At 62.2% G+C, this 25,241-nt stretch carries 22 protein-coding genes; 11 read left to right on the top strand and 11 right to left on the bottom strand.

What is annotated here, in order from left to right:
- Window positions 1-85: 85 nt before the first annotated feature.
- The 7 genes from I5L79_RS09135 to I5L79_RS23640 all read right to left on the bottom strand — a co-directional run bounded on the left by I5L79_RS09135 (window position 86) and on the right by I5L79_RS23640 (window position 10,717).
- On the bottom strand, window positions 86-1,135 hold the full coding sequence (locus I5L79_RS09135; protein WP_196954729.1) for an AI-2E family transporter: 1,050 nt from the start codon (window positions 1,133-1,135) through the stop codon (window positions 86-88).
- Window positions 1,136-1,313: 178 nt separating this feature from the next.
- Window positions 1,314-3,821 (bottom strand): DUF5686 and carboxypeptidase-like regulatory domain-containing protein, encoded by a 2,508-nt coding sequence (locus tag I5L79_RS09130; RefSeq protein WP_196954728.1) that lies wholly within the window; start codon window positions 3,819-3,821, stop codon window positions 1,314-1,316.
- Between the two features lie 261 nt (window positions 3,822-4,082).
- On the bottom strand, window positions 4,083-5,516 hold the full coding sequence (locus tag I5L79_RS09125; RefSeq protein ID WP_231402999.1) for a DNA/RNA non-specific endonuclease: 1,434 nt from the start codon (window positions 5,514-5,516) through the stop codon (window positions 4,083-4,085).
- A 38-nt stretch (window positions 5,517-5,554) separates the two neighbouring features.
- Window positions 5,555-5,677: a hypothetical protein gene (locus tag I5L79_RS23500; RefSeq protein ID WP_257869850.1), complete on the bottom strand. Its 123-nt coding sequence runs from the start codon at window positions 5,675-5,677 to the stop codon at window positions 5,555-5,557.
- A gap of 269 nt (window positions 5,678-5,946) precedes the next feature.
- Window positions 5,947-6,840 carry a carbohydrate kinase family protein gene (locus I5L79_RS09120; RefSeq protein WP_231403019.1) on the bottom strand — a complete coding sequence of 298 codons (894 nt, stop codon included), beginning with the start codon at window positions 6,838-6,840 and terminating at the stop codon, window positions 5,947-5,949.
- Between the two features lie 52 nt (window positions 6,841-6,892).
- Complete coding sequence (locus I5L79_RS09115) at window positions 6,893-8,785, bottom strand: glycoside hydrolase family 13 protein (RefSeq protein WP_196954726.1); 1,893 nt, start codon at window positions 8,783-8,785, stop codon at window positions 6,893-6,895.
- A gap of 246 nt (window positions 8,786-9,031) precedes the next feature.
- Complete coding sequence (locus I5L79_RS23640) at window positions 9,032-10,717, bottom strand: helix-turn-helix domain-containing protein (protein WP_196954725.1); 1,686 nt, start codon at window positions 10,715-10,717, stop codon at window positions 9,032-9,034.
- Between the two features lie 189 nt (window positions 10,718-10,906).
- Between I5L79_RS23640 and I5L79_RS09105 the strand changes: the two genes are divergently transcribed.
- From I5L79_RS09105 to I5L79_RS09095, 3 genes are all read left to right on the top strand, one after another.
- A complete protein-coding gene (locus I5L79_RS09105; RefSeq protein ID WP_196954724.1) occupies window positions 10,907-12,676 on the top strand; it encodes a DUF885 domain-containing protein in 1,770 nt (589 codons plus the stop codon).
- A gap of 125 nt (window positions 12,677-12,801) precedes the next feature.
- Window positions 12,802-13,158: a thioredoxin family protein gene (locus tag I5L79_RS09100; RefSeq protein ID WP_196954723.1), complete on the top strand. Its 357-nt coding sequence runs from the start codon at window positions 12,802-12,804 to the stop codon at window positions 13,156-13,158.
- Window positions 13,159-13,294: 136 nt separating this feature from the next.
- A complete protein-coding gene (locus I5L79_RS09095) occupies window positions 13,295-14,062 on the top strand; it encodes a YdcF family protein (RefSeq protein ID WP_196954722.1) in 768 nt (255 codons plus the stop codon).
- Window positions 14,063-14,239: 177 nt separating this feature from the next.
- On the opposite strand, the gene I5L79_RS09090 is transcribed toward I5L79_RS09095, so the two are convergent.
- Complete coding sequence (locus I5L79_RS09090) at window positions 14,240-15,637, bottom strand: NAD-dependent succinate-semialdehyde dehydrogenase (RefSeq protein ID WP_196954721.1); 1,398 nt, start codon at window positions 15,635-15,637, stop codon at window positions 14,240-14,242.
- A 217-nt stretch (window positions 15,638-15,854) separates the two neighbouring features.
- On the opposite strand from I5L79_RS09090, the gene I5L79_RS09085 reads away from it, so the two are divergent.
- The 7 genes from I5L79_RS09085 (at window position 15,855) to I5L79_RS09055 (ending at window position 20,560) form a co-directional block, all read left to right on the top strand.
- Complete coding sequence (locus I5L79_RS09085) at window positions 15,855-16,409, top strand: RNA polymerase sigma factor (protein ID WP_257869842.1); 555 nt, start codon at window positions 15,855-15,857, stop codon at window positions 16,407-16,409.
- A 4-nt stretch (window positions 16,410-16,413) separates the two neighbouring features.
- Entirely contained in the window at window positions 16,414-17,289 is an 876-nt protein-coding gene (locus I5L79_RS09080) for an anti-sigma factor (protein WP_196954720.1), read from the top strand.
- Window positions 17,290-17,417: 128 nt separating this feature from the next.
- A complete protein-coding gene (locus I5L79_RS09075) occupies window positions 17,418-17,960 on the top strand; it encodes a heme NO-binding domain-containing protein (RefSeq protein ID WP_196954719.1) in 543 nt (180 codons plus the stop codon).
- A gap of 135 nt (window positions 17,961-18,095) precedes the next feature.
- The gene (locus tag I5L79_RS09070) at window positions 18,096-18,428 is read left to right on the top strand and encodes an arsenosugar biosynthesis-associated peroxidase-like protein (protein WP_196954718.1); all 333 of its coding nucleotides are present in this window, start codon (window positions 18,096-18,098) and stop codon (window positions 18,426-18,428) included.
- A gap of 31 nt (window positions 18,429-18,459) precedes the next feature.
- Window positions 18,460-19,050, top strand: a complete 591-nt coding sequence (locus I5L79_RS09065; RefSeq protein WP_196954717.1) for a rhodanese-like domain-containing protein — start codon at window positions 18,460-18,462, stop codon at window positions 19,048-19,050.
- Entirely contained in the window at window positions 19,043-19,651 is a 609-nt protein-coding gene (locus I5L79_RS09060) for a TIGR04282 family arsenosugar biosynthesis glycosyltransferase (RefSeq protein WP_196954716.1), read from the top strand. Before I5L79_RS09065 ends, I5L79_RS09060 begins: the two co-directional genes overlap by 8 nt.
- Window positions 19,652-19,663: 12 nt before the next feature.
- On the top strand, window positions 19,664-20,560 hold the full coding sequence (locus tag I5L79_RS09055) for a hypothetical protein (protein WP_196954715.1): 897 nt from the start codon (window positions 19,664-19,666) through the stop codon (window positions 20,558-20,560).
- A 445-nt stretch (window positions 20,561-21,005) separates the two neighbouring features.
- On the opposite strand, the gene I5L79_RS09050 is transcribed toward I5L79_RS09055, so the two are convergent.
- From I5L79_RS09050 to I5L79_RS09040, 3 genes are all read right to left on the bottom strand, one after another.
- On the bottom strand, window positions 21,006-22,346 hold the full coding sequence (locus tag I5L79_RS09050) for a glycosyltransferase 87 family protein (RefSeq protein WP_196954714.1): 1,341 nt from the start codon (window positions 22,344-22,346) through the stop codon (window positions 21,006-21,008).
- Complete coding sequence (locus I5L79_RS09045) at window positions 22,343-23,806, bottom strand: cellulose synthase family protein (RefSeq protein ID WP_196954713.1); 1,464 nt, start codon at window positions 23,804-23,806, stop codon at window positions 22,343-22,345. Before I5L79_RS09045 ends, I5L79_RS09050 begins: the two co-directional genes overlap by 4 nt.
- 163 nt (window positions 23,807-23,969) lie before the next feature.
- Window positions 23,970-24,668, bottom strand: a complete 699-nt coding sequence (locus tag I5L79_RS09040) for a glycosyltransferase family 2 protein (protein WP_196954712.1) — start codon at window positions 24,666-24,668, stop codon at window positions 23,970-23,972.
- A gap of 111 nt (window positions 24,669-24,779) precedes the next feature.
- On the opposite strand from I5L79_RS09040, the gene I5L79_RS09035 reads away from it, so the two are divergent.
- Window positions 24,780-25,238, top strand: a complete 459-nt coding sequence (locus I5L79_RS09035; RefSeq protein WP_196954711.1) for a peroxiredoxin — start codon at window positions 24,780-24,782, stop codon at window positions 25,236-25,238.
- Window positions 25,239-25,241: the final 3 nt, after the last annotated feature.

Raw genomic sequence — 25,241 nt, 5'->3', positions numbered from 1 at the left:
AGTGCTGCAGTTAAGACCAGAAAGCTCGTTTGCTTCCTTGTTAAAGGAGGAAAACGAGCTTTCTGGTTCTGTAAACCCGAATAGCTTAGGGCGTATTCTCCGCCCGCACGGTGCGACGGCGGATACGGTTTTCGCGCTCAAATACTTTGATGAGTACGATAAAGTAGGAGAGCAGCAGCGGCCCCAGCACCAGCCCCAGAATCCCGAAAATTTCGACGCCCAGCACCACGCCGGCCAGCGTAATCAGCGGATGAATGTCGCCGATGCGGCGGGCCAGCAGGATGCGCAGCAGGTTATCGATGTTCATGATGACGATGACACCAATCAGCAGGATGCCCACGCCCTGGCCGGTATGGCCCTGGGAAAGCTTGATGATGGCCGCCGGTCCCCACACCAAGGGCGTGCCCAGCACCGGGATAAAAGCCATAAAAAAGCTCACTACGCCCCAGAAAATGGCATCGGGCACGCCAAACAGCTGGAGCGTAATGGCCGTGAGCAGCGCCTGCACCAGGGAGATAAGCGCCTGCCCGAGTACGTTGGCATTTACGTTGTTTTTAAGCGACTCACCCAGTTCATGCAGGGTATTCGGGCGGAAGGGCAGGTAGCGCCGCAGGCCGCGCAGGAAGCCCTGTTCCTGCGTGTACATGAAGTACAGCGTGAACAACATCAGCCCAATGATGACGGTGAAGTGCAGCAGCCCGGTGGCCAGGGACGGAATACGCTGGCTGAGCCAGCTCACGCTTTGCTGCACCAGGCCGCGCACATTCTGCTCGGTGGTAATGGCATAGCCGGTTTTCTGCTCGATTTTGTGCAGGACGGCCATTATCTGGCTGGTATCCTGAGCATACAGCCGAATACGACTTACCAGCATGAGCGTGAGAGCCGTGAAGGGTAGGATGATGACCACGAAGGCAAACGTGAGCAGCCCCGCCGTAACCAGCTGCTTGTTCCACCGGCGCCGGTGCACCAAAGCCTGAAACCACGGCCGCAGCACCACATACAGGATGCCTGCTCCCAGAAACGCCGTGATATAGCTGCCCAGTCCTACCAGAATGAGGGCGGCCAGCGCTACCAGGCACAAAATCAGCAGCACATACTGCTGACGCGGGGTGTAGATGTTTTCGGAGGAAGCCATAGGTAAGGCAGACAGGGAGTGGCCGCAAATTACCCGCTCTACCTCAACTATACGCATGGCCACTTGCCTTTAACTGCAGAACGCAACCAGATAGCTCCGCTGGCACCAGAAACGCAGCTGCCTCCGCCTTGCCCGGGTGGCACGCGGAGGCAGCAGGGGGAAAACCCGTCCGGAAAGCTTACAGCTTGAACTGGGCGCACACCTTCACGCCGAAGGTCTTCACCTCAGGCAGGTCGCGGTACGTGAGGCGGTGGATGAAATCCACGCGAAATACTTTGAAGATATTTTCCACGCCGTAGCCCAGCTCCACGTAGGGCTTGCTGTCCAGCGGCCGGAAGGTGGGCAGGGCCGCGCCGTTTTCATCCGTCAGCGGGGTGGCGTTGCGGTTGGCCTGGCTTACGCCGCCGTAGAGCACGTTGCCGGAGGCCAGCAGGCGCCAGTCGAGCTTCTTGAGCAGCGGCACCGAGTTGATAAATAACCCCTCGAAATAGTGCTCGAAGTGCAGGGACGCGTACCGGTCGCTTACAAACTCGAAGTAGCGCATCAGGTTGTAGGCACTGGTGGTGTAGATGGGCGACTCGTTGCCGAGGTGGCTTTTTAGCACCGGGTACGGAATGGTGCTCGGAATGTAGCCCGCATCCACGATGTACTCGGTGCGGCCCAGCTGGCCCAGCTGCAGGCTGTGCGTCACCAGCAGGTTGAACTTGTGGTAGGCGAAGTCACTGCCCAGCACGCCATCGAAGCCACGGGTGTAGCGCAGCGTAAACACCGGCCACTTGGCCAGCCCTACCGCGTAGCGCCGGTTCTTATTCTGAATCACGGTTTCGTCCGGAGCGTAGCGCGACTCCAGAATCACCTCCGACAACGCGAATTTGTCGGCGGTGGGGGCGCCGGGCTCGTGGTCGGCGCTGGTGTAGTAGGCAAAGTCGTAGAGCGGGTCGAAGCGCTGATGACGGAGCGTAATCTTCTGGCTGAAGCCGTGAAACAAGTCTGATTGAGCCGAAACGCCCGTCACCTGCCGCCACAGGGGCCGCCCCGGCTTGATGTTGCCAAAGCGCACAGCCGCATCGAACAAGGGGTTTTCGGTGGCGTAGCCGTTGTCGAGCAAGGCCACTTGGTCTACGTCGTGGCTGCGCTCAAAGCCCAGGAGCGTCCAGTTCCGGCGGTTGAGCACGCGGTAGCCGGTCAGGCCATACTTGAAATCCTGGTCCTTGGTGCCGTAGGCCACGTAGGTGCGCACAAACCAGTTGGGGTTCAGGTCGCCGCTGGTGCGGAAGCCAGCCTGAATGCGGCCGCCTTCCACGTTATTGTAGGTGAAGATGCTCGGCACCGGGCCCAGCTCAAACTTGCCCACTTGCTTGTAGCCCGTCACCAGCAAATCGGCCAGCTCCAGGGTAGAGCGCACGGAGCGCAGCTTGCCCACAGAGTCGAGGGCCGTAAGAGTGCGTACCTCCTGGGCCGTGAGCGTATCGGGCCGGTGCTGCTCCCAGAAGCCAGCCGGAATTTCCAGGGCATCGGTAGCCGAGGCAAAAGGCTGTTCGTAGAACTTAGCCTCGTGCGGGTGCTCCACATCGAAGCCGGAGTTGGTCGTGTTGAAGCGCACCAGCAACCCGGTTTGCTTTTTCGTGGGTTTCAGGCCCACCACCACGCGGGTGCGCAGCGGCAGCCACGGCCCCGCCGCGCTGGGCGTCAGGTCCTGGTACACCCGAATCTGGTCCACGAAGTTGATGTTGGCCTTGGGGTCTACGGTCAGGTCCACCCGCCGCAGCGCGTACGAGTTCATCGTAATCCAGATGCGGCCGGTGAAAGCGAGGTCCTGAGCGCGGCGCGGCCACACTTTCAGCTGGTAGCAGCGGTCCTGGCCCACATACACGGAGTCTTCCAGGTCGTAGTCGTAGGTAATGCGCCAGCCATCGGCAATGGGCGACATAAAGTCCTTGCCCATCACAATCTGCCAGTTGGGGTAGAAATCGTAGTCCTGAAAGGATGAGCCCAGCACCTGCGAGAGGACTGAGCCGTCGCGCGGGGCCACGCCATGCAGCTGGGAATGCTTGATTTCCTCCCGCTCCCGATTGGGGCGGTGCCGCACGTAGTAGCGCGACAGCACCTCCGAGGCAAACACCGGCACAGTAGGCTTGCCGCTGGCATTGCGCTCCATCTCGCCCACGCCCTGCGCCACCGACGTCATATCCCGGATTACCTTCTGGCGCGCCAGCCGGTCCGTCACGTCCGACAATGACACCTCCACGCGGTTGTAGGAGTTGAATTCGAAGGCTTCGAGCTGGGCTTTGTCGTTTTGCTTTTTGTGCTGCTGCACCTTACGGAGCACGGCAAAGGCCGGATTTTCGCCGGCCCGCACCACCACCTCGCCCAGCGAAACGCTGCTGCTGGGCAGGGCAAAGTTGATGGTTTGCGCGGGCGCCTTGCTTACGGCCCGGCTTAGCGGCTTGAAGCCCACTGCCCCGGCCGAGAGAGAATCGATGCTGCGGTTGACGGTGAGACGGAAATGACCGTTCTCATCGGCCGTGACGCCGAGGCTGGTACCCCGCACGAAGATGGAAGCGAAAGGTACAGGCTGGCCGGTAGCCGCTTCGGTAACATGTCCGCTAAATACAATTTGCTGAGCTTGCGAAACGGACAACCCGACTCCAAGCACCAGCAACACCAGTAGTAATACTTTTTTCATGAACCCAAACTCCTCCAATACCTTGCAAAGGTAGTCGCAAAGATCTGCTATTTACTTTACTTCTACCCAAAAATATGCGCAATAGTCTGAAATACAGAATGGTGCACTGGTAGTTCAGCCGACTGCCAAAATAGCTCCTTGTTGGGTCAGGTGTTTCAGCCAAAACCTCAAACGTCTACTCGACTGCCATAACCTGAAAGCAAAAAAAGAGTTTACCGCAAACGATTTAGATTGATTAAATAAGATAAAAACACAATATGACTACCGAATAGCACCAGTGTCGGCGCGGCTTTCCAGCTGCTCCTGCACAGGGCGGGGTAGGGCGCTCAGCAGGTCGAGGCCGGTGGCGGCTTCAATGGCATCCACGCTCACGCGGTAACGGCTCCAGTCGGGGCTTACCTGCTGGTCGTTGGGCGTATCCACGGCCAGAATGCGGGCCTGGCCGGCAGCAATGCGCTGCAGGTCGTTGCTGCCTTCGGGTAGTATCACCAGCACTTTCCACACCCGGGCCGGCACCGTCACGCGGCCATTGTCGAGGGTGGTGCGCGGGCCCGCCGTGCCGGCGCCGCCCTTGCCGTAGCAGCCCATGACAACGTAAACCTCCTGCCCGCGCTCCACCTGGGTGCGCGTCCACTCTTCCAGCCCGCTCCAGGTGCGCTGGTTGTTGGCGCCGGCCTGCGGAATCATGTTTGTCATCAGGAAGGTGCTGGAGTTGTCGTCGAGGTCAGTGGTGCGGTCGGCCGAAGGGCAGTTGTGGCCCCGGTCGAAGCCCGAGCCGGAGTAGGAGCGGGGCGTCACCTGGTAGAACTCGCGAGGCAGAGCCGGGTCGGGCCGGAAGTCGTCCTGGCGGGGGGCGCTGCCCATCCAGGCGCGGTTCAGGTGCCAGCTCACCCAGTTGGGCGTGCCGCGCTGAGCGTTGTAGCTGAGCGTATACTGCGGTTTGGCAAGCAGGTAGTTGGTAGGCGTGCTCAAGCTGGCCGTAGCGCCGCTGGGGTTGCCCAGCGCCAGGTTGTCGTCGCGGCGCGTTACTACCGCTTCGGCGCGGGCAGTGGTAGCGGGCGGCAACGAAGACGCGGCGGGTGCAGGCCGGGTGCCCGGCACTACCACGGTTGAGGTAGCCGCTCCGGCCGAGCTGCTCAGCACGATGTCATCGATATTCAGGCGGCCGGAGCCACCGTCGGTTTTTCGGATTTCCAGCCGCAATGGCGTAGAGGTACTGCCTTCGAAGGTGGTGACAACGAGGCGCGCCCCTTGCGTGCGGACCGGCTGGCCGATGCGGCGGTACGTGCGCCCCCCGTCCACGCTGCCCCACAGCTCCCAGGTACTAGCTTCATCGGAGCCGTAGGCGGCGGCCGACACCTGCAGCTGGCGTAAACCGGCGGGCGCATCGAAGTTCATGCGCAGACGACCCTGGCCCCGCAGACGCACAGCCCGCTGACCCCGCTTGTGGTCCTGCTCGGAAGCGCCAATCAGCGCATCGGTGAAGTGCCAGGAACCCGAGGCCAGGGCTTCGTCGGCCTCGGCGTAAGAGGCTTTCTGGCCCTGCTCGAAGGTTTCGCGCAGGCCGGCGGGCGCCTGGGCAGGCTGTTCGGCCGCAGAAGTGGGGGCGCTGGGAGTTGTTTCGGCGGGCTGGGAAGAACAGGCAGGGGTGGCGGCGCTCAGCAGCAGGGCGGCGGGCAGCAGGAAAAGGCGCATAACACTAAGGAGGGTAGACGCCGCAAAAGTAACGGCGGCTACAGGAAGGTGGCAAACACCAGCAGGCCGGCGCCTACCAGCGTCCAGACCCGCACAATGCGGGAAACCAGCTTTACTTGTTGTTCGAGAGAGGCGCAATCAGAGGAAAACGACTTCAGCATAGCTCAGAAAGAGGAAAACAGAACGGAGTACTATACTGCTAGATTCAGCCGGGCCGCAAAAGGATGTATGGTCCGTGAAAAAAAGTAGCTTCTCCGTAGAAGGAAAGAGGTAGTGGGCTCATAATCATAGGAATGCAGCAGGTGGAGCTACACCAAGAGAGGCAGGTCATCAGCTTCGTCTGACCTATGATTAAAAAATACCTGCGCCCGCAACACAGCTCAATAGAAGGCATTGCAGGCGCAGAACAGGAGGAAAAACATTTGCCGATCTAGGCATTGCCGAAGTGGTGGTGCCAGGCTTTTTCCAGCCAGGAGCTGCTCAGCTGCGCGTCTACCAAGCCCAGGGCACCCACGCACCAGCTTCCGCACAAGGCGCCGTACTGCAGGCATTTTTGCCAGGGCTCCTCGCGTAGAAAGCCATAAAGGAAGCCGGCAAAGAAATTGTCGCCGGCCCCGTTGCTGTCGACCAGGGCGGGTGCGGGCACGGCAGGCTGTTCCAGCCACTGGCCTTCAGCGGTAAGCAGGGTAGCCCCCGCCGCGCCGTGGGTGCACACCACCAGGCGCTTGCCCGCCGCCCGCAACTGCTCCATCACCGGTCGGTAGTCGGGCAGGTTATCGGAGCTGAGGTGAATGTACTGGGCCGCAGCAATGAAAGGCTGATGGTAGGGGTTGTGGCCGTCGTAGTCATGCAGGTCGGTCCAGATCGGGTGGGGGTAGTCCTGCAGCAGCGGAATCAGCGGCTGGCAGTAGGGAATGATGTTCAGGACCACGCACGCGCTGCCCTTGATCAAGGCTGCCACTTCAGCCTGGTCGAAAGGCAGGGTGGTGGATGCCTGCGTGATGAACATAGAAATCCGCTGGCCCTGGGCATCCATCAGGTTCACATGGCGCTCCGTACCGACGGGGTCCATTACGTAGTGGGCTTCCACACCCTGCGCCCGCAAATCGGCCTGGATGTGGTGGCCGTAGGCATCGTCGCCCACGGCGGAGTACAGGACGTTGGGTACGCCCAGCTTGGTTAGGGCTAAGGCTTTGCCCGCGCCGGTGGAGCCCGTGCCTTCGTGGAAAGGCGCCCGGTGAATGGTTTGCGGCTGCGGGGCCGGTAGTTCGGGCAGCGTTACGATATGGTCGAAGGTGGTACCTCCCAGAATAAGGGTATGCATCACAAAGCAGATATGAGGGTGATGAATGGCAGCAGTAAGCCAGGCACCGGGCTTAGCGAAGCTCCCAAACCAAGGCAGTATAAGCCGGTACGCTGGCCGTTTGCAGGTCCGTCACCACCGCATCCGTCAGCACGTCTTGGGCTGAGGTGTAGCCTTGCAGGCGCTCGGCAAAGCGCTGCAGCGGCACCGATTTCGCCGTGGGGTTGCAGTTCAGCATCACCAGCACCGTGTGGCCTTGGGCATCGTGGCGGAAATAGGTATACACGCCGTCTTCCGGCACAAAGTGGGTGAGCTGGCCGGTTTGTAGCACCGGGTGGGTTTTGCGGTAGTTGGCCAGCTTGCGCACATACGCGTGCATGTCCTGCTGGGCCGGGGTGCGGCCGGCCGCCGTGAAGGCGTTTTTCGAGTCGCCGGGGAAGCCGCCGGGGAAGTCTTCCCGCAGCAATCCGTCGGGGCGGCTGAAGTTCTTCATCAGCACCTCGGTGCCGTAGTATAGCTGCGGGATGCCCCGCTCGGTGAGTAGCCAGGCCAGGGCCAATTTCTGCTTGCGCACGTCCTCACCCAGCACCGAGAAAACCCGGTCCACGTCGTGGTTGTCCAGGAAAATGACGTTGCGCGAGGCGTCCTCGTACATCCAGTCGCCCTGCACGGCGTAGTAGAGTTTGGCGGTGCCCTCGGCAAACCCGGAGGGCTTGGTCAGACTTTCAAGCAAGGCCTGGCGCAAGATAAAGTCGATGGCTCCGGGCAGGTTGCTCTTGAAGCCGTTGATGGGCGGAAATACGTTGCGCGTCCAGAAAGCCTGCTGGGCCACGCCCTCGGCCTCCTGCATCCAGGTTTCGCCAAACATGCCCAGCTGCGGGTACTCTTCCAGAATGGCCTTTCCCCACTGCATCAGAAACCCGGGGTCGGAATACGTGTAGGTATCCACACGGTAGCCGTCGACGCCCGTGTACTCCACCCACCACAGGAAATTCTGGATGAGGTAGGTGGCCACCAGCGGGTTTTCCTGGGCCGGGTCGGGCATGGTTGTATCGAACCAGGTGGTGCTAAACAGCTTGCGGTCCTGGGCTGCTACGTGCGGGTCGTTTACCGTGCCGTTGCGGTAGTTGCCGCGCGTGAACGTGGGCCACTGGTGAAACCAGTCCTTGGCCGGCTGATCGAGCCAGAGGTAGTGGTAGCTGCCAATGTGGTTGAGCACCACGTCATGAATTACCTTGAGACCCTGTTGGTGGGCGCGCTGCACAAAGCGCACGTAGTCCTCGTTAGTGCCGTAGTGCGGGTCTACCGCGTAGTAGTCGGTAAGGGCGTAGCCGTGGTAGCCGGCTTTGGGCATGTTGTTGTCGACCACCGGGGTAGGCCAGATGGCCGTCACACCCAGGTCTTTCAGGTAGTCGAAGTGCTGCTCTATGCCCTTCAGGTCGCCGCCGTGGCGGGCGTACATGGAGTCGCGGGCCACGCCGGGGGCGCGGTTGCCTTTTACCACATCGTTGGTTGGGTCGCCATTGGCAAACCGGTCGGGCATGAGCAGGTAAATCAGGTCAGCGCTGCTGATGCCCTGCACCTTGGTTTTGTCACCGGGGGTGGTGCGCTGGCGCAGCTCGTATTCATACGCCACCTTCCTGGTGCCCTTCAACAGCAGCTTGAGCTTGCCGGGCTTGGCGGTGGGGCTGATGGTGAGGTTGACGAGTAGGTAGTTGGGGCTTTCCAGCTTCCGGAAGCCTTCGAGGGTGACGCCCTCATAAGTGGCTAGCTCTACCTGGCTGCCCGCAATACCCGGGCCGTGCACCAGCAGCTGCAGCTTCGGGTTTTTCATGCCCACCCACCAGAACGTGGGGTCGATGCGGGTGATAGGGGAGGTGCGGGGCGCAGCCGTGGGGGAGGCCGCCAGGGTGGTGAAGCGGCTGCCGAGAAGCCATAGCAGCAGGAACAGTTTGGGCAAGGACATAGAAGGGGGAATAGCTAGGCGGCACCAGCGGCCGCCAAGTGGGAAAAAGCGTACGTTCCGCCTCGGCCGACCATGGCCGCACCGATTTGGTTTGGTAAACATCGTCCTTCGCTTTCCCAGGCGCGCCCCACTTTGCTAAGCCGCCCCTATGTGCTTGATGCTATTTGGTCAACTTGCTGATGTAAAGTGTACTAAATCGAGGATAATTCGGCTCCTTTTCCAAAAGTGGTACTTCCGTGCCTGACTTTACTCCTCACGAACCCCGCTGAAGTACTCCCGCGGGGTTTGGTCGGTTTGCTTTTTAAAGGCGCGGTTGAAGGCCGATTTAGAGTTAAAGCCCACTTCCAGGGCCAGGGCCAGAAGGGTATATTGCTGGGCACGCGGCGTTGTCATCAGCTGCTTAAACTCCTCCACCCGGTAGGCATTGACAAAGTCGAAGAAGTTTTGCCCGAACCCCTCGTTGATGACCTTGGATAGCACGTGCGGCGGCAGCTGCAAGCCCCCGGCCAGCTCATGAATTGTGAGGCTGGGGTTGAGGTAGGGCTTGTGATGCCGCATGTAGGTGGTCACGGCCGCCTGGGCAGCGGCGAGGCCCAGCGTTGCTCCGGCTGGGCGAGGCGGGCGTGGGGCCGCGGGCAGCTCCATAGCTGGCACCTTGGTCGCGGAAACTTCGGAACGCTGTACCGCAGCAGTCGGGCTTAATATAGGAGCCACTTCCGGTGCCAGCTTAGGCTCCGCCGGAGCAGGCACGAGTCGAAAGATTTGAGGCTGGTGCAAGACCACGTAGCCCAGGAAATAGGGCAGCGTAGAAAAGACCAGCCAGATCAGGTTCAGGTTGCGGGCCGCTAGGGTGTACACGTCGAAAGCCACCCAACGGCTGGCCACCACCACCCCAAACAGAAAGCCCCACAGCCCCAGGCAAACGGCCTGAATGCCCAGCACCGTGGAAAGGTAGCGCAGGTTCTGGGCGTACGACACGCTGGCTTCGTACTGCCGGGTATAAGCCCGGATGGCGCGGCGGCAGGCCAGCCAGTAGCCCAGGTTGGTGAGCAGCGCCGCCAGTCCCGTCAGCAGCAGCACGTTGCGTAGCATGGGCTCATGACTTACCAGTCGGAGCTGAAACTCGTAACTGTCGAGCAGGAAATAGGGCAAGTACACCAGCAGCTGCAGGGCCGAGGGCACAAAGTACAGCCATTTGCGCTGCGACTGGGCTTCGTTGAACAGCAGCCGCCGGATATAGCAATAGAACAAAGGGCCGTAGAGAAACCAGATAAAGTCCGGTACCAGGGTAAGCTGCGGGTAGGCATTGGCTACGGCCCGGTCGCTGCTCACCACCGTGAGCAGAGTGGCGCCGGCGCCCAGCCCCAGCAGCCACAACAGCCAGCGGTTGGCAGCCCGGTTGGCTTGCTGAATGCTGGGAATGGCCACCAGCAGCAACCCGCCCTGAAAGCACGAAAACAGCAGGAGAAGGTCGTAGAGCGAGTAAAACTGAAAGGTAGCCGTGAGGTCCTCCCAGCTTTGCACGCGCACTTCTACGTCGCCGGCCTGGGCTTGCTGGCGGGTCACCACGCGGTTGGCCCGCACCTGTCCGTGCCCGCTGCCCTCAATGGATGCCCAGCTTCCCCGCGAAACTTTGTATTCGAGCCGGGGCAGCCGGGTGTGCAGGGTGAGGGCAAACAGACCGTTGGCCTGCCGGCGAAACCGGTAGCGGGCATCAGCCGGCTGCCAGTTGTTGAACGACCCTACCAGGTACAGGGCCGCATCGGTGGGGGTATTGGCCGGCAGGCTGGTCAGCACGAAATGGTAGGCAATCGGCAGCTGGGGGCTGTCTGAGGCAGTCAGCGCAGCCGGGCCGGGTGGTGCCGCAACTATGGGCCACCAGGTGAGCAGAAGCAAGGCCAGGAAAAAACCAAACCGAGGGTAAGCAAGCACAATAGGAAGCTGGTTAGCGGGCAGGTAAAGTAACTGCTGAAACAGCAGCTTTCCGCAGGCCGGCTCACCCAGGCGCTGGAACGAAGCAAGGAAAGTTCCCGCCCTGGTATAGCTGCGCGTCTGGTGGTAGAATCAGGCCGTACCAACTATCTCTTCCCTCCGCTACCTTGCAGGACTTCCGCTATCTGTATGAAACACGCCTACTTCCTGGCCGCTATTGGGGCTGCCCTGGCCACGCTGCTCGCCTGCTCGACTGACTCCACTACTTCCAGCGTCATCGAGACGACGCCCGACGCGCGCTTCGACCAGTACAAGCAGCAGTTCATCGACTCGCTGTGGTACTACAACCCCGAGTGGGCCAGCTCCCAGGGCTACCACCGCTACGACTCGGTGCTACTGATTCCGACCGTAGCGCGGCGGCAGGTGGAAGCTGCGGCTCTGGCCCGGCGCGGGCGCGAGCTAGCCAAGTTTTCGATACAGGAGCTGTCGGTGAACAACCAGACCGATTACCAGCTGCTGGAAAATCACCTGGCCTCGGCCCGCTTCTACGCCGATACCCTGCGCGACTGGCAGTGGAACCCGGCCAGCTACAACCTGGGGGCCTCGGTGGGCGAAATCCTGAACGGCCGCTACCAGCCCCTTGACCGGCGCCTGCGGTCCATCAGCCAGAAAATTAACCGCGCCGCCGACTTTTACGAGGCGGCCAAAGACAACATCGAGCGGCCAACCAAGGAGCACACCGAGCTGGCCATTCTGCAAAATGAAGGCGGCCTGGCCGTATTCGGGAAGGCGCTGGCCGATTCGGTGGCGAAGTCGGGCCTAAGCGCCCGGGAAAAGCAGGACCTCACGGGCCGCATAGCCACAACCCAGCTGGTGATTGAAAGCTACCTGCGGTTTCTGCGCCAGGATGTGCTGCCGGCCGGCCAGTTTCGCTCGTTCCGCCTGGGCAAAGCGCTGTTCGACCGCAAGTTCGCGCTGGATATTCAGGCCAGCTTGTCGGCCGAGCAGGTGTACCAGCAAGCCCGCCAGCACCGCCAGGAGCTGCTGCACGACATGAAGCAGCGCGCCGCCCGCCTCTGGCCCAAGTACTTCCCGAGCCAGCCTGCTCCTTCCGACTCGCTGGCGCTGGTAAAACAGATACTTGGCAAGCTTTCAGCCCGGCACGCCACACCGGCCGGCTTCGTACAGGCCGTACGCGACCAGATGCCCGCGCTGGTGAAATGGGTGAACGACCACCAACTGCTGACGCAGGACCCCAGCAAGCCGCTGGTGGTGCGCGAAACGCCGCTGTATATGCGGGGCAGCGGGGCAGGCGCCAGCATCTCGGCTCCTGGTCCCTACGACAAAGCGGCCAACACCTACTACAACGTGGAGCCCCTGGATGGGCAGCCCGCCGCCCAAGCCGAAAGCTACCTGCGCGAGTACAACGACTATACCCTCCAGATTCTCAACATTCACGAAGCTATTCCGGGCCACTACACGCAGCTGGTGTACGCCAACCGCAGCCCTTCCCTGGTGAAATCCATCTTCGGGAATGGGGCTATGATAGAAGGCTGGGCCGTGTATGCCGAGCGCATGATGCTGGAAAGCGGCTACGGCAACAACACTGATGAGCTTTGGCTGGCCTGGGATAAGTGGAATATGCGTGTGACGCTCAACACCATCCTCGACCACGAAGTACACGTGAATAACCTCACCGAAAAAGCCGCCGTGGCCATGCTGCTGCGCGACGGATTCCAGGAAGAGGCCGAGGCCCGCAACAAATGGCGCCGGGCCACGCTCAGCCAGGTACAGCTGAGCAGCTACTTCACCGGCTCCACCGAGATTCTGGCCTTGCGGGAGGAACTGCGCCGGCAGCAGGACAGGGAATTCGACCTGAAAGCTTTCCATGAGCAGCTGCTGAGCTACGGCAGTGCCCCGGTAAAGTACATCCGGCAAATGATGCTGCGCCGTTCCTAGCCGGTTTTGCCGCTGCGTGCTGGCAGAAAGCCGCACGGCCGGGAATTTACGTCGCCCGGGCGGTGTCTGCTAGCCGGCGCCACCCCGGCGTACCCGTTCCATTTGTTTTGCCCTCGGCCTATAGCATGAAAGTTACCCATCGTCAACGCATTATCGATACCGATGATGCGGGCCTGCGCCGCTACGTGCACGACCACCTCAAGGTATTTGTTGAGTTCACCTCCGGCAACTGCCCTATCTGCGAGCTGCTGGCTCCGCCCTTCGCCCAGTTTGCCGATGATGCCGAGTTCGAGGATATCCTGTTTCTGCGCCTGGACTCCGACGAAAACCCCGTGGCCAGGAAAATGATGGATGATCAGGCCGCCCCGTTCTTTGTAGCTTACTGCCAGGGGCGGGTGCTCACCTGCGACGCCCTGACGCGGGAAGCAGAAATGCGCGCCATGCTGGAAACGCTGCGCCACTACCAGCCCCTGTCGGCATAGCGTGCGGCCGCGCCTCCACAAAGACCTGATTGCGCTGACTTTCTTTCTGCTGACGGTAGCTTTGCTATTCCTGTTTTTTCAGTAGTCAGGTCCTTTATTGTCTCGAAGCCAGGAAATTCGTTCTAGCTTCGCAGCCGTGTTTTTTCTGCTGTCCAAACTTCTAGCCGTAGCGCTGCTGCCTGCCGTGTGGCTGGTGCTGCTGGCCGCCGCTGCCGTGTTCGACTGGCGCCCGGGGTGGCGCCGCCGCTGGCGCTACGTGCTGCTGGTACTGGTGCTGGTGAGTACCAACCTGGCGCTGGCCAACGAGGCCATGCGTGCCTGGGAGCTGCCCGCCGTGCGCCTGAGTCAGCTACCCACGCACGATGCCGGGGTGCTGCTCACCGGTATTACCAACCAGCGGGAGCCCAATGACCGGGTGTACCTGGCTACCGGTGCCGACCGCTTGATGCATACCATCTGGCTGTACCGGGCCGGCAAGATCAAGCGCATCATTATCACTGGGGGTTCTGGCCGTTTACGTGGGCCGGTTGCCAGCCGCTCGGAGGCGCAAGAGCTGGCGGTACTGCTGCGCCTAGCCAAGGTGCCGACCTCGGCTATTCTGCTGGAAAACCAGAGCCACAATACCCGCGAAAACGCGCTGTTCACCAGGCAGCTGGTCGCCCGTTACCCCGATATCAAGAGCCTTACGCTTATCACCTCAGCCTTTCATCAGCGCCGGGCGCTGGGTTGCTTTCAGCAGGTGGGCCTGAACGTCACGCCTTTTCCCGCCGATTTTCGCAGCGTAGACCGCAGCATTGGGCTTGATTACTGGCTTATCCCGTCGGTGGATGCGCTGGAGCTATGGACGCAGCTGCTCCACGAAATCAGCGGCTACCTCACCTACAAGCTGCTGGGGTACTGTTAGGGGCGTTGCTTGTTCTTGGTGATTAGGCCTTGAGGTATTCGGAAAAAGAGAAAAAAGAAAGGCCCCGCGACAACCGTCGCGGGGCCTTTCGCATACACTTCTAAGCTCTAAGCTCTAAGCTCTAAGCTCTAAGCTCTAAGCTCTAAGCTCTAAGCTCTAAGCTCTAAGCTCTAAGCTCTACTCCACCTTTTTCTGCTTTCCCGACGCCTCACCGCTTACCCAGATAGACTTCTGGTTGACGAACTCCCGGATGCCCAGGTAAGAAAGCTCCCGGCCATAGCCCGACTTCTTCACGCCCCCAAACGGCATTTCCGGCGAGGATTTCACCATGCTGTTTATGAACACCGCGCCCGCTTCAACCCGGCGGGCCAGCTCCTGACCGCGTTGCGCGTCCTTTGTCCAGATGGAGGCGCCGAGGCCAAAGCGGGAGTCGTTGGCGAGGCGAATGGCGTCGTCGGCGTCACGGGCTTCCAGGATGAGGGCCACCGGGCCGAACAGCTCCTCGGCGTAAGCGCGCTGGCCGGGCTTGATATTGGATAGAATGATGGGGCGGAACAGGGCCGTGCCGGGCTGGCTCTGGCCCCCGTACAGCTCCACTTTGGCGCCCTGCCGCACGGAGTCTTCTACCTGCTGGGTAAGCTCATCAGCCAGATCGGGGCGAGCCAGGGGGCCGTACTGGGTGGATTCCAGGAGCGGGTCGCCGGTGCGCAAGGCCAGCAGGTGGGTCTTCATCTTCGAAATAAACTCCTTCACCACCGGCTTCTCCACGATAAAGCGCTTGGCCGCGATGCAGCTTTGCCCGGCGTTGATCATGCGGGCCTGGGCGGCGGTTTTGGCGGCCAGTTCCAGGTCGGCATCCGCCAGCACGATAAAGGCGTCGGAGCCGCCCAGCTCCAGCACGGTTTTTTTTATCTGGCGGCCGGCGGTGGCAGCCACTTCGGCGCCGGCTGGCTCCGAGCCGGTAAGCGTCACGGCGCGCACCCGGTCGTCCTCAATCAGCCGGCCCACCAGGTCGGAGCCGATGAGCAGCGTGCGGAACGTAGCGGGTGGAAAACCGGCGTCGTGGAAAATCTTTTCCAGCGCCAGCGCGCACTGCGGCACATTGGAAGCGTGCTTGAGCAAACCCACGTTGCCGGCCATGAGGGCGGGGGCGGCAAAGCGTACCACTTGCCAGAAGGGAAAATTCCAGGGCATAATGGCCAGCACCACGCCCAGGGGCTCGTGCGCAATAAAGCTGCGGCGCGCTTCGGATTTGATTTCCTCGTCGGCCAAGAAGGCCTCGGCGTGTTGGGCGTAGTACTCGCAGGTGAGGGCGCACTTCTGCACCTCGGCGCGCCCATCGGCCACGGGTTTGCCCATTTCCAGGGCCATGAGGCGGGCCAGCTCGTTCTGCCGTTCGCGCAGCAGCGCGGCGGCCCGTTGCATCAGGCGGGCGCGGTGGGCAAAGGAGGTAGTGCGCCATTCGGCCGCGGCGCGGTGGGCCTGCCCCAGGATACGCTCGGTTTTCGACCAGCTGAAGGCGCGAAAGCGGCGCAACACCCGGCCGGTGTAAGGGTTGTAGGATTCGATAGCCATTGGGGCGCGGAAACTGTTTAGGTTGCACAGCCTTACCGCGGTGCCTGTCAGTGACAAAAGGGCGCCTGGCTGGTTAAGACTGCGTATCCACAACGCCGGACTTGCAGCCGCGGTTTTGTTGCCGGTGGAAAATAGCTGGTAAACCAGCAGGAAATCCTACTTTTGAGCCAGACGACCGAAACTCGGCGTCTGGTTCGTCACTTCAACTTTCAGCTTCGTGACATCAAAAACTTCCGGGGTAGATGCCATAACCGAAGAACAGCTGGTGGCGCGCCTGAGGGCCCGCGACGAAGCGGCCATGACTATCTTCTACGACAAGTACGGCACGGCCCTCTACGGGGTCATTGCCCGCATTGTGAAGAAGGAGGAAGTAGCCGAGGACGTGCTGCAGGAAAGCCTGGTGAAAATCTGGCACTCCTTTCTGAGCTACGATACCAGCAAAGGCCGCCTGTTTACCTGGGTGCTCAATATTTGCCGGAATCTGGCCATCGATAAAATCCGCTCCCGCCAGTACCGCGTAGGTACTCGCACACAACCGCTGGAAGACAGCGCGGCGCAATGGCAGGCCGCTCCGTCATCATTCAAGCCCGAGCATATCGGGCTGGAGGAAGTGACGCGTCAACTTAATCCGGAGCAAAAGCAGATCATCGACCTGCTGTATTTCGGCGGCTATACGCAAAGCGAAGTGGCAGAAGAACTCGAATTACCGCTCGGCACCGTGAAGACGCGGGCCCGGGCGGCCATCAAAGTACTCGCAAAACTGATTCGATAAGGCCGTGGACATTCAGCAATACATCGAATCCGGCATGTTGGAGCAGTACGTACTCGGTACGCTTACGGTTCGGGAACAACAGGAAGTTGAACAACTGGCCAACGAGTTTCCGGCCGTGCAGGCGGAAATTTCGCGCATTCAGCAGGATCTTGACGCCTATGCCGCAGCCCACGCCGCTACCCCGCCCGCCGGTATGCGCGAGCGGGTGCTGGCCGGGTGGCAGCAGGCCGTGCGCGCCTCGGAAGGCAACACGCAGCCCGCCGCTCCGCGCATGGTGGCCTCGGAGCCTGCACCGTCCGTCGCGCCGGAAGCCGTGGTGCGCTCTATCGATTCGGCCCCATCGTCGGGCCGGAAGTTTGGCTGGCTGGTAGCGGCGGCCGTGGCGCTACTCACGCTCAGCGCCCTCGGCAACTATCTGCTCTACAACCGGCTGAAGGAAACCGAAACCAACCTGCAGGTAGCCCATACCGAACAGACGCGCTACGCCGCCACCGAGCAGGCTGCCCTGAAGGAGCGGGATGAGCGCACGCGCCAGCTGGAAATCCTGCGCAGTGAGCAGTTCCGGGCCGTGGACCTGAAAGGCACACCCAAAGCCCCCGACGCCCTGGCCCGCGTGTACTACAATGCCGCTACCCGCGCCGTGTACGTTGATGTGCGCCACCTGCCCGCCTTGCCCAAAGGCAAGCAGTACCAGCTCTGGGCTATGGACAAAGGCCAGCCGGTGGATGCCGGGGTACTGACGGCCGCCGCCACCGCCGGCGACACCCTGCAGCAGATGAAGGACATTGCCAGTGCCCAGGCCTTTGCCCTGACGGTGGAAAATGAAGGCGGCAGCCCCACACCCACCCTGAGTACCCTGACGGTGATAGGCAACATCTAGGCTTGCCAAGCAGTTAAGAAAGGAGAGCGGACCACCTACCCGGGGCCCGCTCTCTTTTTACTTGGCTATCGGGCTTGTAAACAGGGCGGCGGTGCCGTTATTGTGCGTCCTACTCTTCTCTCCCCACCGTGCACGGAACCATCTTCACCCTGCTTAAGCGCTACGTTCAGACCCAGTACGACCACAGCACCTGGCTGCGGCTGCTGGAAGCGTCGGGGCTCACATCCGGCGACTTCGACCACAAAAGCGTGTACCCCGACGAGCAGATGTATGCGCTGGTGGGCAACGCGGCGGAAATGACCGGGCTGTCGGCCAATGAGCTGCACGAAAATTTCGGGGAGTATCTGGTGCCCGACCTGATGTACATGTACCAGAAGCTGCTGCAGCCGGAGTGGACGACGCTGGATATGATAGAGCATACGGAGACCACCATGCACGCGCAGGTGCGGCGTGAACACACCGAGAATGCACCGCCCGTGCTCAACGTCACCCGTATATCCCCCCACGAGCTGGTTATCGACTACGTATCGAAGCGGCGGATGGGGGCTTTGGCGGTGGGCATTGTGCGGGGCCTGGCCAAGTACTACGACGAAGCTGACCAGATTGAGGTAACCCCTACCACCAGCGAAGACGGCGAAGAAGTCCGCATCCGGGTGCGCCGCAAACGGTGATGAGGTAACATGTAACAGGTAACATGTGACAGGTAACATGTGACAAGTTTTCCTATGGCCTCATCACCTGTTACGTGTCACCTGTCACCTGTCACCTTTCACCCTTTCACCCTTTCACCCCTTTCTTTCCTTTCTATGAGCACGTACTACAATCCCGCTGACCTGGCCAAATTTGGTAACATCACGGAGTGGCAGGCCGAAATGGGCAACAAGTTCTTCAGCTACTACGGCGAGGTATTCAAGGAAGGTGCCCTCTCGGAGCGCGAAAAAGCCCTGATTGCCCTGGCCGTAGCCCACGCCGTGCAGTGCCCGTACTGCATTGATGCCTACACCACCGACTCCCTGCAAAAAGGCGCCGACGAAGCCCAGATGATGGAAGCCGTACACGTGGCCGCCGCTATTAAGGGCGGGGCGGTGCTGGTACACGGCGTGCAGATGATGAACAAAGCCAAAGAGCTGTCGATGTAAATAAGGGCAGTGCAAGCCCTGTCCATTGCTGATGCCAGAGTCTGACGTTTTTTTTAAGTCTGCCCGGCTACTGCCCGGCTTCCGACAGCCCAAGCGGTGGGCGGCGGTGCTGCTCGTGGTGCTGGCCAGCTCACTTACCGCCTGCGGACAGTCAGCGCCCGGCTCTTCTTCCTCTTCTATGTCGGCCTACGACCACATGCTCCGGCTGCTGTTCAAGCCCACGGTGCCCTACATTCAGCCGGGGGAGCTAGCCAGCCTGCTGCAGACCAAGCCTGAGGGTGTGCTGCTGCTTGATACGCGCGGAGCCGCTGAGTACCGCGTAAGCCACCTGCCCGGGGCCCGGTTCGTGGAGTTCAACACCTTCCGGGAAACCGACCTGAGCGCCGTGCCCCGCACCCGGCCGGTAGTGGTCTACTGCTCAGTGGGGGCGCGGAGCGAGCAGGTAGGCGCGTGGCTGCGGGAGCAGGGCTTCCGGGACGTGCGCAACCTCTACGGCGGCTTGTTCCAGTGGGTGAACGACGGGCACGAAGTGGTAAATGCCCAGGGCCCCACCAACCAGGTGCATCCGTACTCGGTGGTGTGGAGGCCCTGGCTTAAGCGCGGGGTGCCCACGTATGAGTAGCGCCCCCGGCCATCTGCTGGTGTTTGCGCGCTACCCCGAGCTGGGCAAAGTAAAAACGCGCCTGGCCGCCGACATCGGCCCGGCGGCGGCTCTGGCCGTGTACCAGGAGCTGCTAATCCATACCCAAGCCGTGGCTGCTCCGCTGCCGGTGGCCAAAACTGTGTGGCTGGTCGCGCCCGGCCCTACTGCCGACCTGAGCGAAAGTTGGACCGATTACGAGTTGCAGCTTCAGCCGCCCGGCGACTTGGGCGCCCGCATGCACGCGGCCTTCGCCCACGCCTTTGCCCAGGGTGCCGGGCGCGTGCTCATCATCGGCACCGACTGCCCCGGCCTCACAACCGCGCATCTGCAGACGGCGCTGGAAGCCCTCCGCACCCACGACGTGGTGCTGGGCCCGGCGGCTGATGGCGGCTACTACCTGCTGGGCCTGACCCGGCTCTACCCCGAACTGTTTGCCGACAAGCCCTGGAGCACTGCCACTGTACGGGCCGAAACCCTGCGCGACGCCGCTGGGCTCGGGCTGCGCGTGCACCTGCTGCCCGAGCTGCACGACGTGGACACCGCCGCCGACCTGGCCCGCTGGAGAAATCCGTCGGCCTGAAAATTCTGCCCTATGGTACCTGCTTTCCTGTTTCCGCGTTATCGTTTTACTGGCCAGGCTCTGTGTCTTAGCATTCTGGGGCTCACGGCCGCCTGCACGCCCCAGCCGGAAGTCAGCCAACCAGCCGCTACACTGCCCCTGCAGGTAACGCAGCATTTCGATGTCGGCTGGGCGCAGAATAAGTGGTGGGATGATGGCCTGGCCGAAGTGGCTACCTATGCGGCCGAGCGCACCATCTACCAGAAGCCGCGGCAGTTTGAGTACACACTCATCACCGTGAAGGAGGACTTCAACCGGGAGTTCAACGCCAAAACCGACGACTACCAGCGCCCTGACCTGTTTCCGGTGATGAAGGTGAACCAGTTTTGCCGCATCCCCACCGACAACTACCCCTACCACTTCCTTACGTCCCTGTTTTTCCGGCGCGAGCAGCCCACCCAGCTGCACAAGCTCACCACGTCGTCGCAGGAATGGTGCGGCGCCACCTTCAAGGCCCTTACCGCCGAGGCTGCAGGGTATGCGCAAACCTACAACTCGTACTGGGACGGGCAGGGAGCCGGCACGCGCCACCTGGCCGGAGCTATGCTGTTTGAGGATGGGCTACCGTACACGCTGCGCAGCCTGCACTTTGCCCGGCAGCCCGCCTTCACGGTGCCGGTGTGCGAGCTGCTGCAAACCAGCAAAGCTGCCCCGCCGGTAGTCTACCAAGCCCGCATCAGCGTGGGGCCCGCCGCCCCCACCGATACCCCGGAAGCCGCCTGGCAGGTGCGGGTGCAGCTGGATAGCACCAGGCAAAACCGCTACTGGTTTGCCCGCCGGTATCCCCACGTACTGCTGCGCCAAACCACCTGGGACGGCCGCAGCCTCACCCTCCGGCAGGTGCGCCGCTACGCCTACTGGCAGCATTGAGAGGCGCGAGCTGCCATGTTCACACGCCTGCCACCGCCCTGATGTGCGCGAAGTGGTTTGATGCGTTACCGTAGCCGAAGCCGGCGGCTTCCAAACCCCTGCCTGTTGCAACCAAAGAGGTGTCGGCACCTCCTGAAGCTCCGTCGGTACCTCCCGAACCCGCATCCGTAGCAGCCGAAGTTGCTTCTGCTGCTCCCTAAGCTCTGTCAGCAGCTCCCGAAGGTTCTGCCGGGGCAGCCTAGGCTCTTTCCTTCGCTCCCGAAGGTCTTTCCTTAGCTATGTTCTCAGCTTCGGGGGCTGCAGGCGGTACTTCGGAGACGTAAGCCGACCTTTCGGGCGCGGCGGGAGCGGTCCAGGAAGAGGCAATGATCAGGGCAGGCGCCTAAAGGGAACTTTCGGAGCGGGTAGGTGGCGCTTCAGTGTGGTGAGGGTGGTCGTGGAAAGATCAGTCCTGCAACGGCTCTTCCGGCCGCCAGGGTTTTTCCAGCAGCAGCACTCCCAGCACCACGGTGTATTCCAGCGCCAGCAGCCAGGGGTTTTCGCGGTAGCTGCTGGTTTGATAAGTGGCGTAGGAGAGGGTGACCAGTGCGCCCCACACCAGCGCAAACCGAAAGCGCGTGAACACGCTCAGGGCCAGCAGCGGGGTGAGGTACCAGGGATGCACCACCGTGGCCAGCAGGTAATACAGCGTAAGCACCAGCAGCAGCGTGCGGGGCAGTGCGGCCCCGGATAGCGGCAGCCTTTCGCGCCAGGCCAGCACCAGGATGCCCAGGGCCCCTGCACCCGCCAACGCCGGCCCAATCAGCGCAATCTTATTGTAGCCCCAATACCAGTAGCCCAGCGCCCGCGCCAGGTAGTAGAAGCTGGCATTGAACTCGAAGGTGCGGAAGTACAGCCCCAGGCTGCGCCCGATGTTCTGCAGTAGCTCAGTCGTGAGAAACGGGCTGAACAAAGCCAGCACCGTGAGGCCGCACACGGCGCCGTAAGCCACAGCCCGCCGCCAGCCCAGCCGGCGCACCAGCAGGGGTAGGGCCACCAGCGGCAGCAGCTTGGTAGCCACCGCCACCCCCAATATTCCCGCCGACGCCTGCCACCGGTCCCGCAGCAGCAGGGCCCCGGCGCCTAGGAGCAGAGCAATGACCAGCGCCTCAAAGTGCAGGTTTCCGGTCAGCTCCACTACTACCAGCGGGTGCAGCAGGTACCATAGGGCCTGGGTGCGGGGCAGGCGCAGCTGCCGCAGCAGCCAAAGCAGCAGGAGCGTGGTAGCTGCTTCCGCCGCCAGCACCAGCAGCCGCAGCACCAGCACAAAGCCTTGCTCTGAATCAGGAAACAGCCTGGCACCCAGAGCAAAGGCCCCCTGACAAACCGGCGGGTACACGGAGTAGTAGTGCGGGGAGTTGAGCTGCGAGTACAGCTGCCGCAGCTGCGCGGCCAGGGCTGGTGGGAGGGAAGCTGCCGGTGTGGGAGCCACCAGCTCATCGGGCCGGAAGCGGAAGGGGTTGTAGCCGTTGGCCACGAGCAGGCCGTCCCAGCGGAAGCGGTAGAAGTCGTCGGAGAGGGCGGGGGGGGCCGGCAGCCAGAGCAGCCGCAGCAGCAGGGCGGCGGCCAGCCCCAGCCCCAGCGGCACCCGCGCCCAGAGTAGGGCACCGTACCCCGCAAACGCCACGGCCAGCAGCCCCAGCAGCTGCACGGTGTGCGGGCGCGGGGTGGCGTAGGCCAGCCCCGCGTAGGCGCCCGCTGTCAGCACCAGCGCCGTGCTCACCCAAATCGTGCGCCGGGCGCTCATATGGGGCGGCGGTTGTGCTGCACCGAGTACCCGAACACCAGCCCGAAGCCCACCGCCAGCAGCAAGTGAAACGGCAGCAGCCCGAACTCCCGCAGATACACGCCCGCGCCCAGCCCAAACAGAAAGTATCCGGCCAGCACGCCTTCGAGCCAGGTGAGGGCATCGAGGGAGCCGGTGCGGTAGCGGCGGCGCAGCCAGCCGGCCCCGGCGCTTACCGCGCCGAGCTTGGGTGTGCGGATAAAGGCCGACTGCCGTCCCAGCAGCCCCAGCAAGACCGCCTGCGCATTATGCAGCGAGAAGCCCATTGACACGGCCAGAAACAGCAGGAACCGGCCGCCGAAACCCCGGCGGCCCATGCGACCTGGCGTATGCTGCCAGGCCGTGTAGTAGTAGTACACCAGCGGCAGCAGCGTGAGTAGGAACACCGAGGCCAGGTTGAACACGGGCCGCAGCGCGGGCGTACGGTGCTTGATGAACACCAATGGCACGCTCAACAAAGCCATGAGCAGAATCACCGTAAATACGCTGCTGTTCAGCAAGTGAAAGGTGGCGTGCAGCCTGGTGGCAGCCGACGCGTTAGAGCGCCATACCCGGGCCAAGTGCTTGCGGGCGGTTTCGGCAGCGCCCTTGTTCCAGCGAAACTGCTGCGACTTCACGGCGTCCATGGCGGCGGGCAGCTCGGCCGGGGCCACCACCTGGGGCAGGTACTCGATGCGCCAGCGGCGCAGTTGGGCGCGGTAGCTCAGATCCAAATCTTCGGTGAGCGTATCCGAGTGCCAGCCGCCCGCATCCTCAATGCAGGTGCGGCGCCACACGCCCCCGGTGCCGTTGAAGTTGAGAAAGTGTCCGCCAGCCGCCCGGCCCACCTGCTCCACCAGAAAGTGCGCGTTCAGGGCAAAGGCCTGCAGCTCGGTCAGCAGGGAAAAGCCTTCATTGAGGTGGCCCCAGCGGGTTTGCACCACGCCCACGTCGGGCTGGGAGAAATACGGAACGGTGCGCCGTAGAAAATCCGGCTCAGGGAGAAAGTCGGCGTCGAAGATGGCTATGAACTCCCCGTCAGTGAGGGTGAGGCCGTAAGCCAGGGCACCGGCCTTGAAGCCTATCCGATTGGGGCGCCGCACGTGGTCGATACGCAGGCCCTGGGCGCGGTAATGGGCCACGCGGGCCGCCGCCACCGCCACCGATTCGTCGGTGCCATCGTCCAGCACCTGCAGGTGCAGCCGGTCGGTGGGGTAGTCGAAAGCCGCCGCCGCGTCGATGAGTCGCTCCACCACGTACAGCTCGTTGTAGACGGGCAGTTGCACCGTCACGTGGGGCCACTGCGCAGGGGCGGCGGGCTCAGGACGAAGGCCGGCGCGGTAGGCCCGGCGAGCCAGCCGGGTAAGGTGAAACTGCGAGAGGCTGAAGCCCAGCATGAAGAGCAGGCACGCGCCATACAGTATCACCAACGCAATTTCCATTCGGGAAGACAGGTAGTTTAAAAAGCGGTTGCCGGTATTGTAATTGAAGTCATAGATGATTTAAAATCAGATGGTAATAATTGATTGGGTAAATGGATAGATCAGCAGGTTTGCAATAGAGCACAGCCTTTGCGAAGCGCAGGCCAGCTGCGCTTCGCGAGCTTCAGCTACGCCAGTAGCGGAAGATGGTCCAGAGGATTTTGTAGCCTGCGCCCAGCGTGCCCTTCACCGTGCCCGACACCTTGCTGGTGCCGATGCGGCGGCGGTAGCGTACGGGCACTTCTACGCTGCGCAGCCCCAGGCGGGCCGCCTTCAGCTGCATTTCCACCGTCCAGCCGTAGGTCTGATCCTGCATCCCGATACGTTGGAGCGCCTCCCGGCGGATTGCCCGGAACGGCCCCAGGTCCGTGAACCGGGCCCCGTAGAGGCGGCGTAGCAGGGACGTGGCCAGCCAGTTGCCGAAGATCTGCTGGGGCAGCATGGCCCCGGCTTCGCGCTGGCCCAGGGCCCGGGAGCCAATCACCAGATCGGCCTCCCCGCGCAGAATGGGGGCCACCAGCCGGGGCATTTCCTCGGGGTAGTCGGAGTAGTCCCCATCCACGAACACGATGACGTCGGCCTGCTCCGCCACCGGGCGGGCAAAGCAGTGGGCCATGCCGGCCAGGCAGGCAAAGCCGTAGCCGGGGCGCGCTTCCCGCACCACGGTGGCCCCGGCCGCCCGGGCCACGGCCCCGGTGTCGTCGGTGGAGTTGTTATCCACCACCACCACCTCGCGCACCAGCCCGGCCGGGATTTCGGCCAGTACCCGGGCAATGGACTGCTGCTCGTTGTAGGCGGGAATGATGACGTCGATAACGGTCATGCGGGCGGAAGGGAAAACCGATGAGGCCGTAAAGATGCAGGACTATGCGCAACCTTTCGCGGGCCGGCGGGTTGAAAGCAGATTCTCCCAACACTTTCCTCCGCCAGTACTATGCTCAACGTAGGCCAGCCCGCTCCCGACTTCACCCTGAAAACCACTGCCGGCGCCACCTTCCGCCTGCAGGAGCAGCGCGGCCGCGCCGTGGTGCTGTACTTCTATCCCAAAGACGATACGCCCGGCTGCACGGCGCAGGCCTGCTCGTTTCGCGACCAGTACCAGGATTTTCAGGATCTGGGCGCCGAGGTAGTGGGCATCAGCTCCGACTCCGAGGCCTCGCACCAGAAGTTCACCGAAAAGCACCGCCTGCCCTTCCCGCTGCTGGCCGACGAGGGCGGCCGGGTGCGTAAGCTCTACGAAGTGCCCCGCGCCCTGCTGGGTATTCTGCCCGGGCGCGTCACCTTCGTGATTGACAAAAACGGGGTGGTGCAGTATATTTTCAACTCCATGAACCGCGCTACCGACCACGTAAGCGAAGCCAAGCGGGTACTACAGGAGCTGCAGCAGGCCTAACCG

The sequence above is a fragment of the Hymenobacter guriensis genome (genome assembly GCF_015773195.1).
In the GTDB taxonomy this organism is placed as follows: domain Bacteria; phylum Bacteroidota; class Bacteroidia; order Cytophagales; family Hymenobacteraceae; genus Hymenobacter; species Hymenobacter guriensis.
This window is presented reverse-complemented; position numbering and strand designations above follow the sequence as displayed.

Coding starts and splice junctions, on each gene's coding strand:
- I5L79_RS09135 (WP_196954729.1), bottom strand. CDS start 1,135: ATGGCTTCCTCCGAAAACATCTACACCCCGCGTCAGCAGTATGTGCTG.
- I5L79_RS09130 (WP_196954728.1), bottom strand. CDS start 3,821: ATGAAAAAAGTATTACTACTGGTGTTGCTGGTGCTTGGAGTCGGGTTG.
- I5L79_RS09125 (WP_231402999.1), bottom strand. CDS start 5,516: ATGCGCCTTTTCCTGCTGCCCGCCGCCCTGCTGCTGAGCGCCGCCACC.
- I5L79_RS23500 (WP_257869850.1), bottom strand. CDS start 5,677: ATGCTGAAGTCGTTTTCCTCTGATTGCGCCTCTCTCGAACAACAAGTA.
- I5L79_RS09120 (WP_231403019.1), bottom strand. CDS start 6,840: ATGCATACCCTTATTCTGGGAGGTACCACCTTCGACCATATCGTAACG.
- I5L79_RS09115 (WP_196954726.1), bottom strand. CDS start 8,785: ATGTCCTTGCCCAAACTGTTCCTGCTGCTATGGCTTCTCGGCAGCCGC.
- I5L79_RS09105 (WP_196954724.1), top strand. CDS start 10,907: ATGAAACACGCCTACTTCCTGGCCGCTATTGGGGCTGCCCTGGCCACG.
- I5L79_RS09100 (WP_196954723.1), top strand. CDS start 12,802: ATGAAAGTTACCCATCGTCAACGCATTATCGATACCGATGATGCGGGC.
- I5L79_RS09090 (WP_196954721.1), bottom strand. CDS start 15,637: ATGGCTATCGAATCCTACAACCCTTACACCGGCCGGGTGTTGCGCCGC.
- I5L79_RS09070 (WP_196954718.1), top strand. CDS start 18,096: ATGAGCACGTACTACAATCCCGCTGACCTGGCCAAATTTGGTAACATC.
- I5L79_RS09065 (WP_196954717.1), top strand. CDS start 18,460: ATGCCAGAGTCTGACGTTTTTTTTAAGTCTGCCCGGCTACTGCCCGGC.
- I5L79_RS09060 (WP_196954716.1), top strand. CDS start 19,043: ATGAGTAGCGCCCCCGGCCATCTGCTGGTGTTTGCGCGCTACCCCGAG.
- I5L79_RS09055 (WP_196954715.1), top strand. CDS start 19,664: ATGGTACCTGCTTTCCTGTTTCCGCGTTATCGTTTTACTGGCCAGGCT.
- I5L79_RS09050 (WP_196954714.1), bottom strand. CDS start 22,346: ATGAGCGCCCGGCGCACGATTTGGGTGAGCACGGCGCTGGTGCTGACA.
- I5L79_RS09045 (WP_196954713.1), bottom strand. CDS start 23,806: ATGGAAATTGCGTTGGTGATACTGTATGGCGCGTGCCTGCTCTTCATG.
- I5L79_RS09040 (WP_196954712.1), bottom strand. CDS start 24,668: ATGACCGTTATCGACGTCATCATTCCCGCCTACAACGAGCAGCAGTCC.
- I5L79_RS09035 (WP_196954711.1), top strand. CDS start 24,780: ATGCTCAACGTAGGCCAGCCCGCTCCCGACTTCACCCTGAAAACCACT.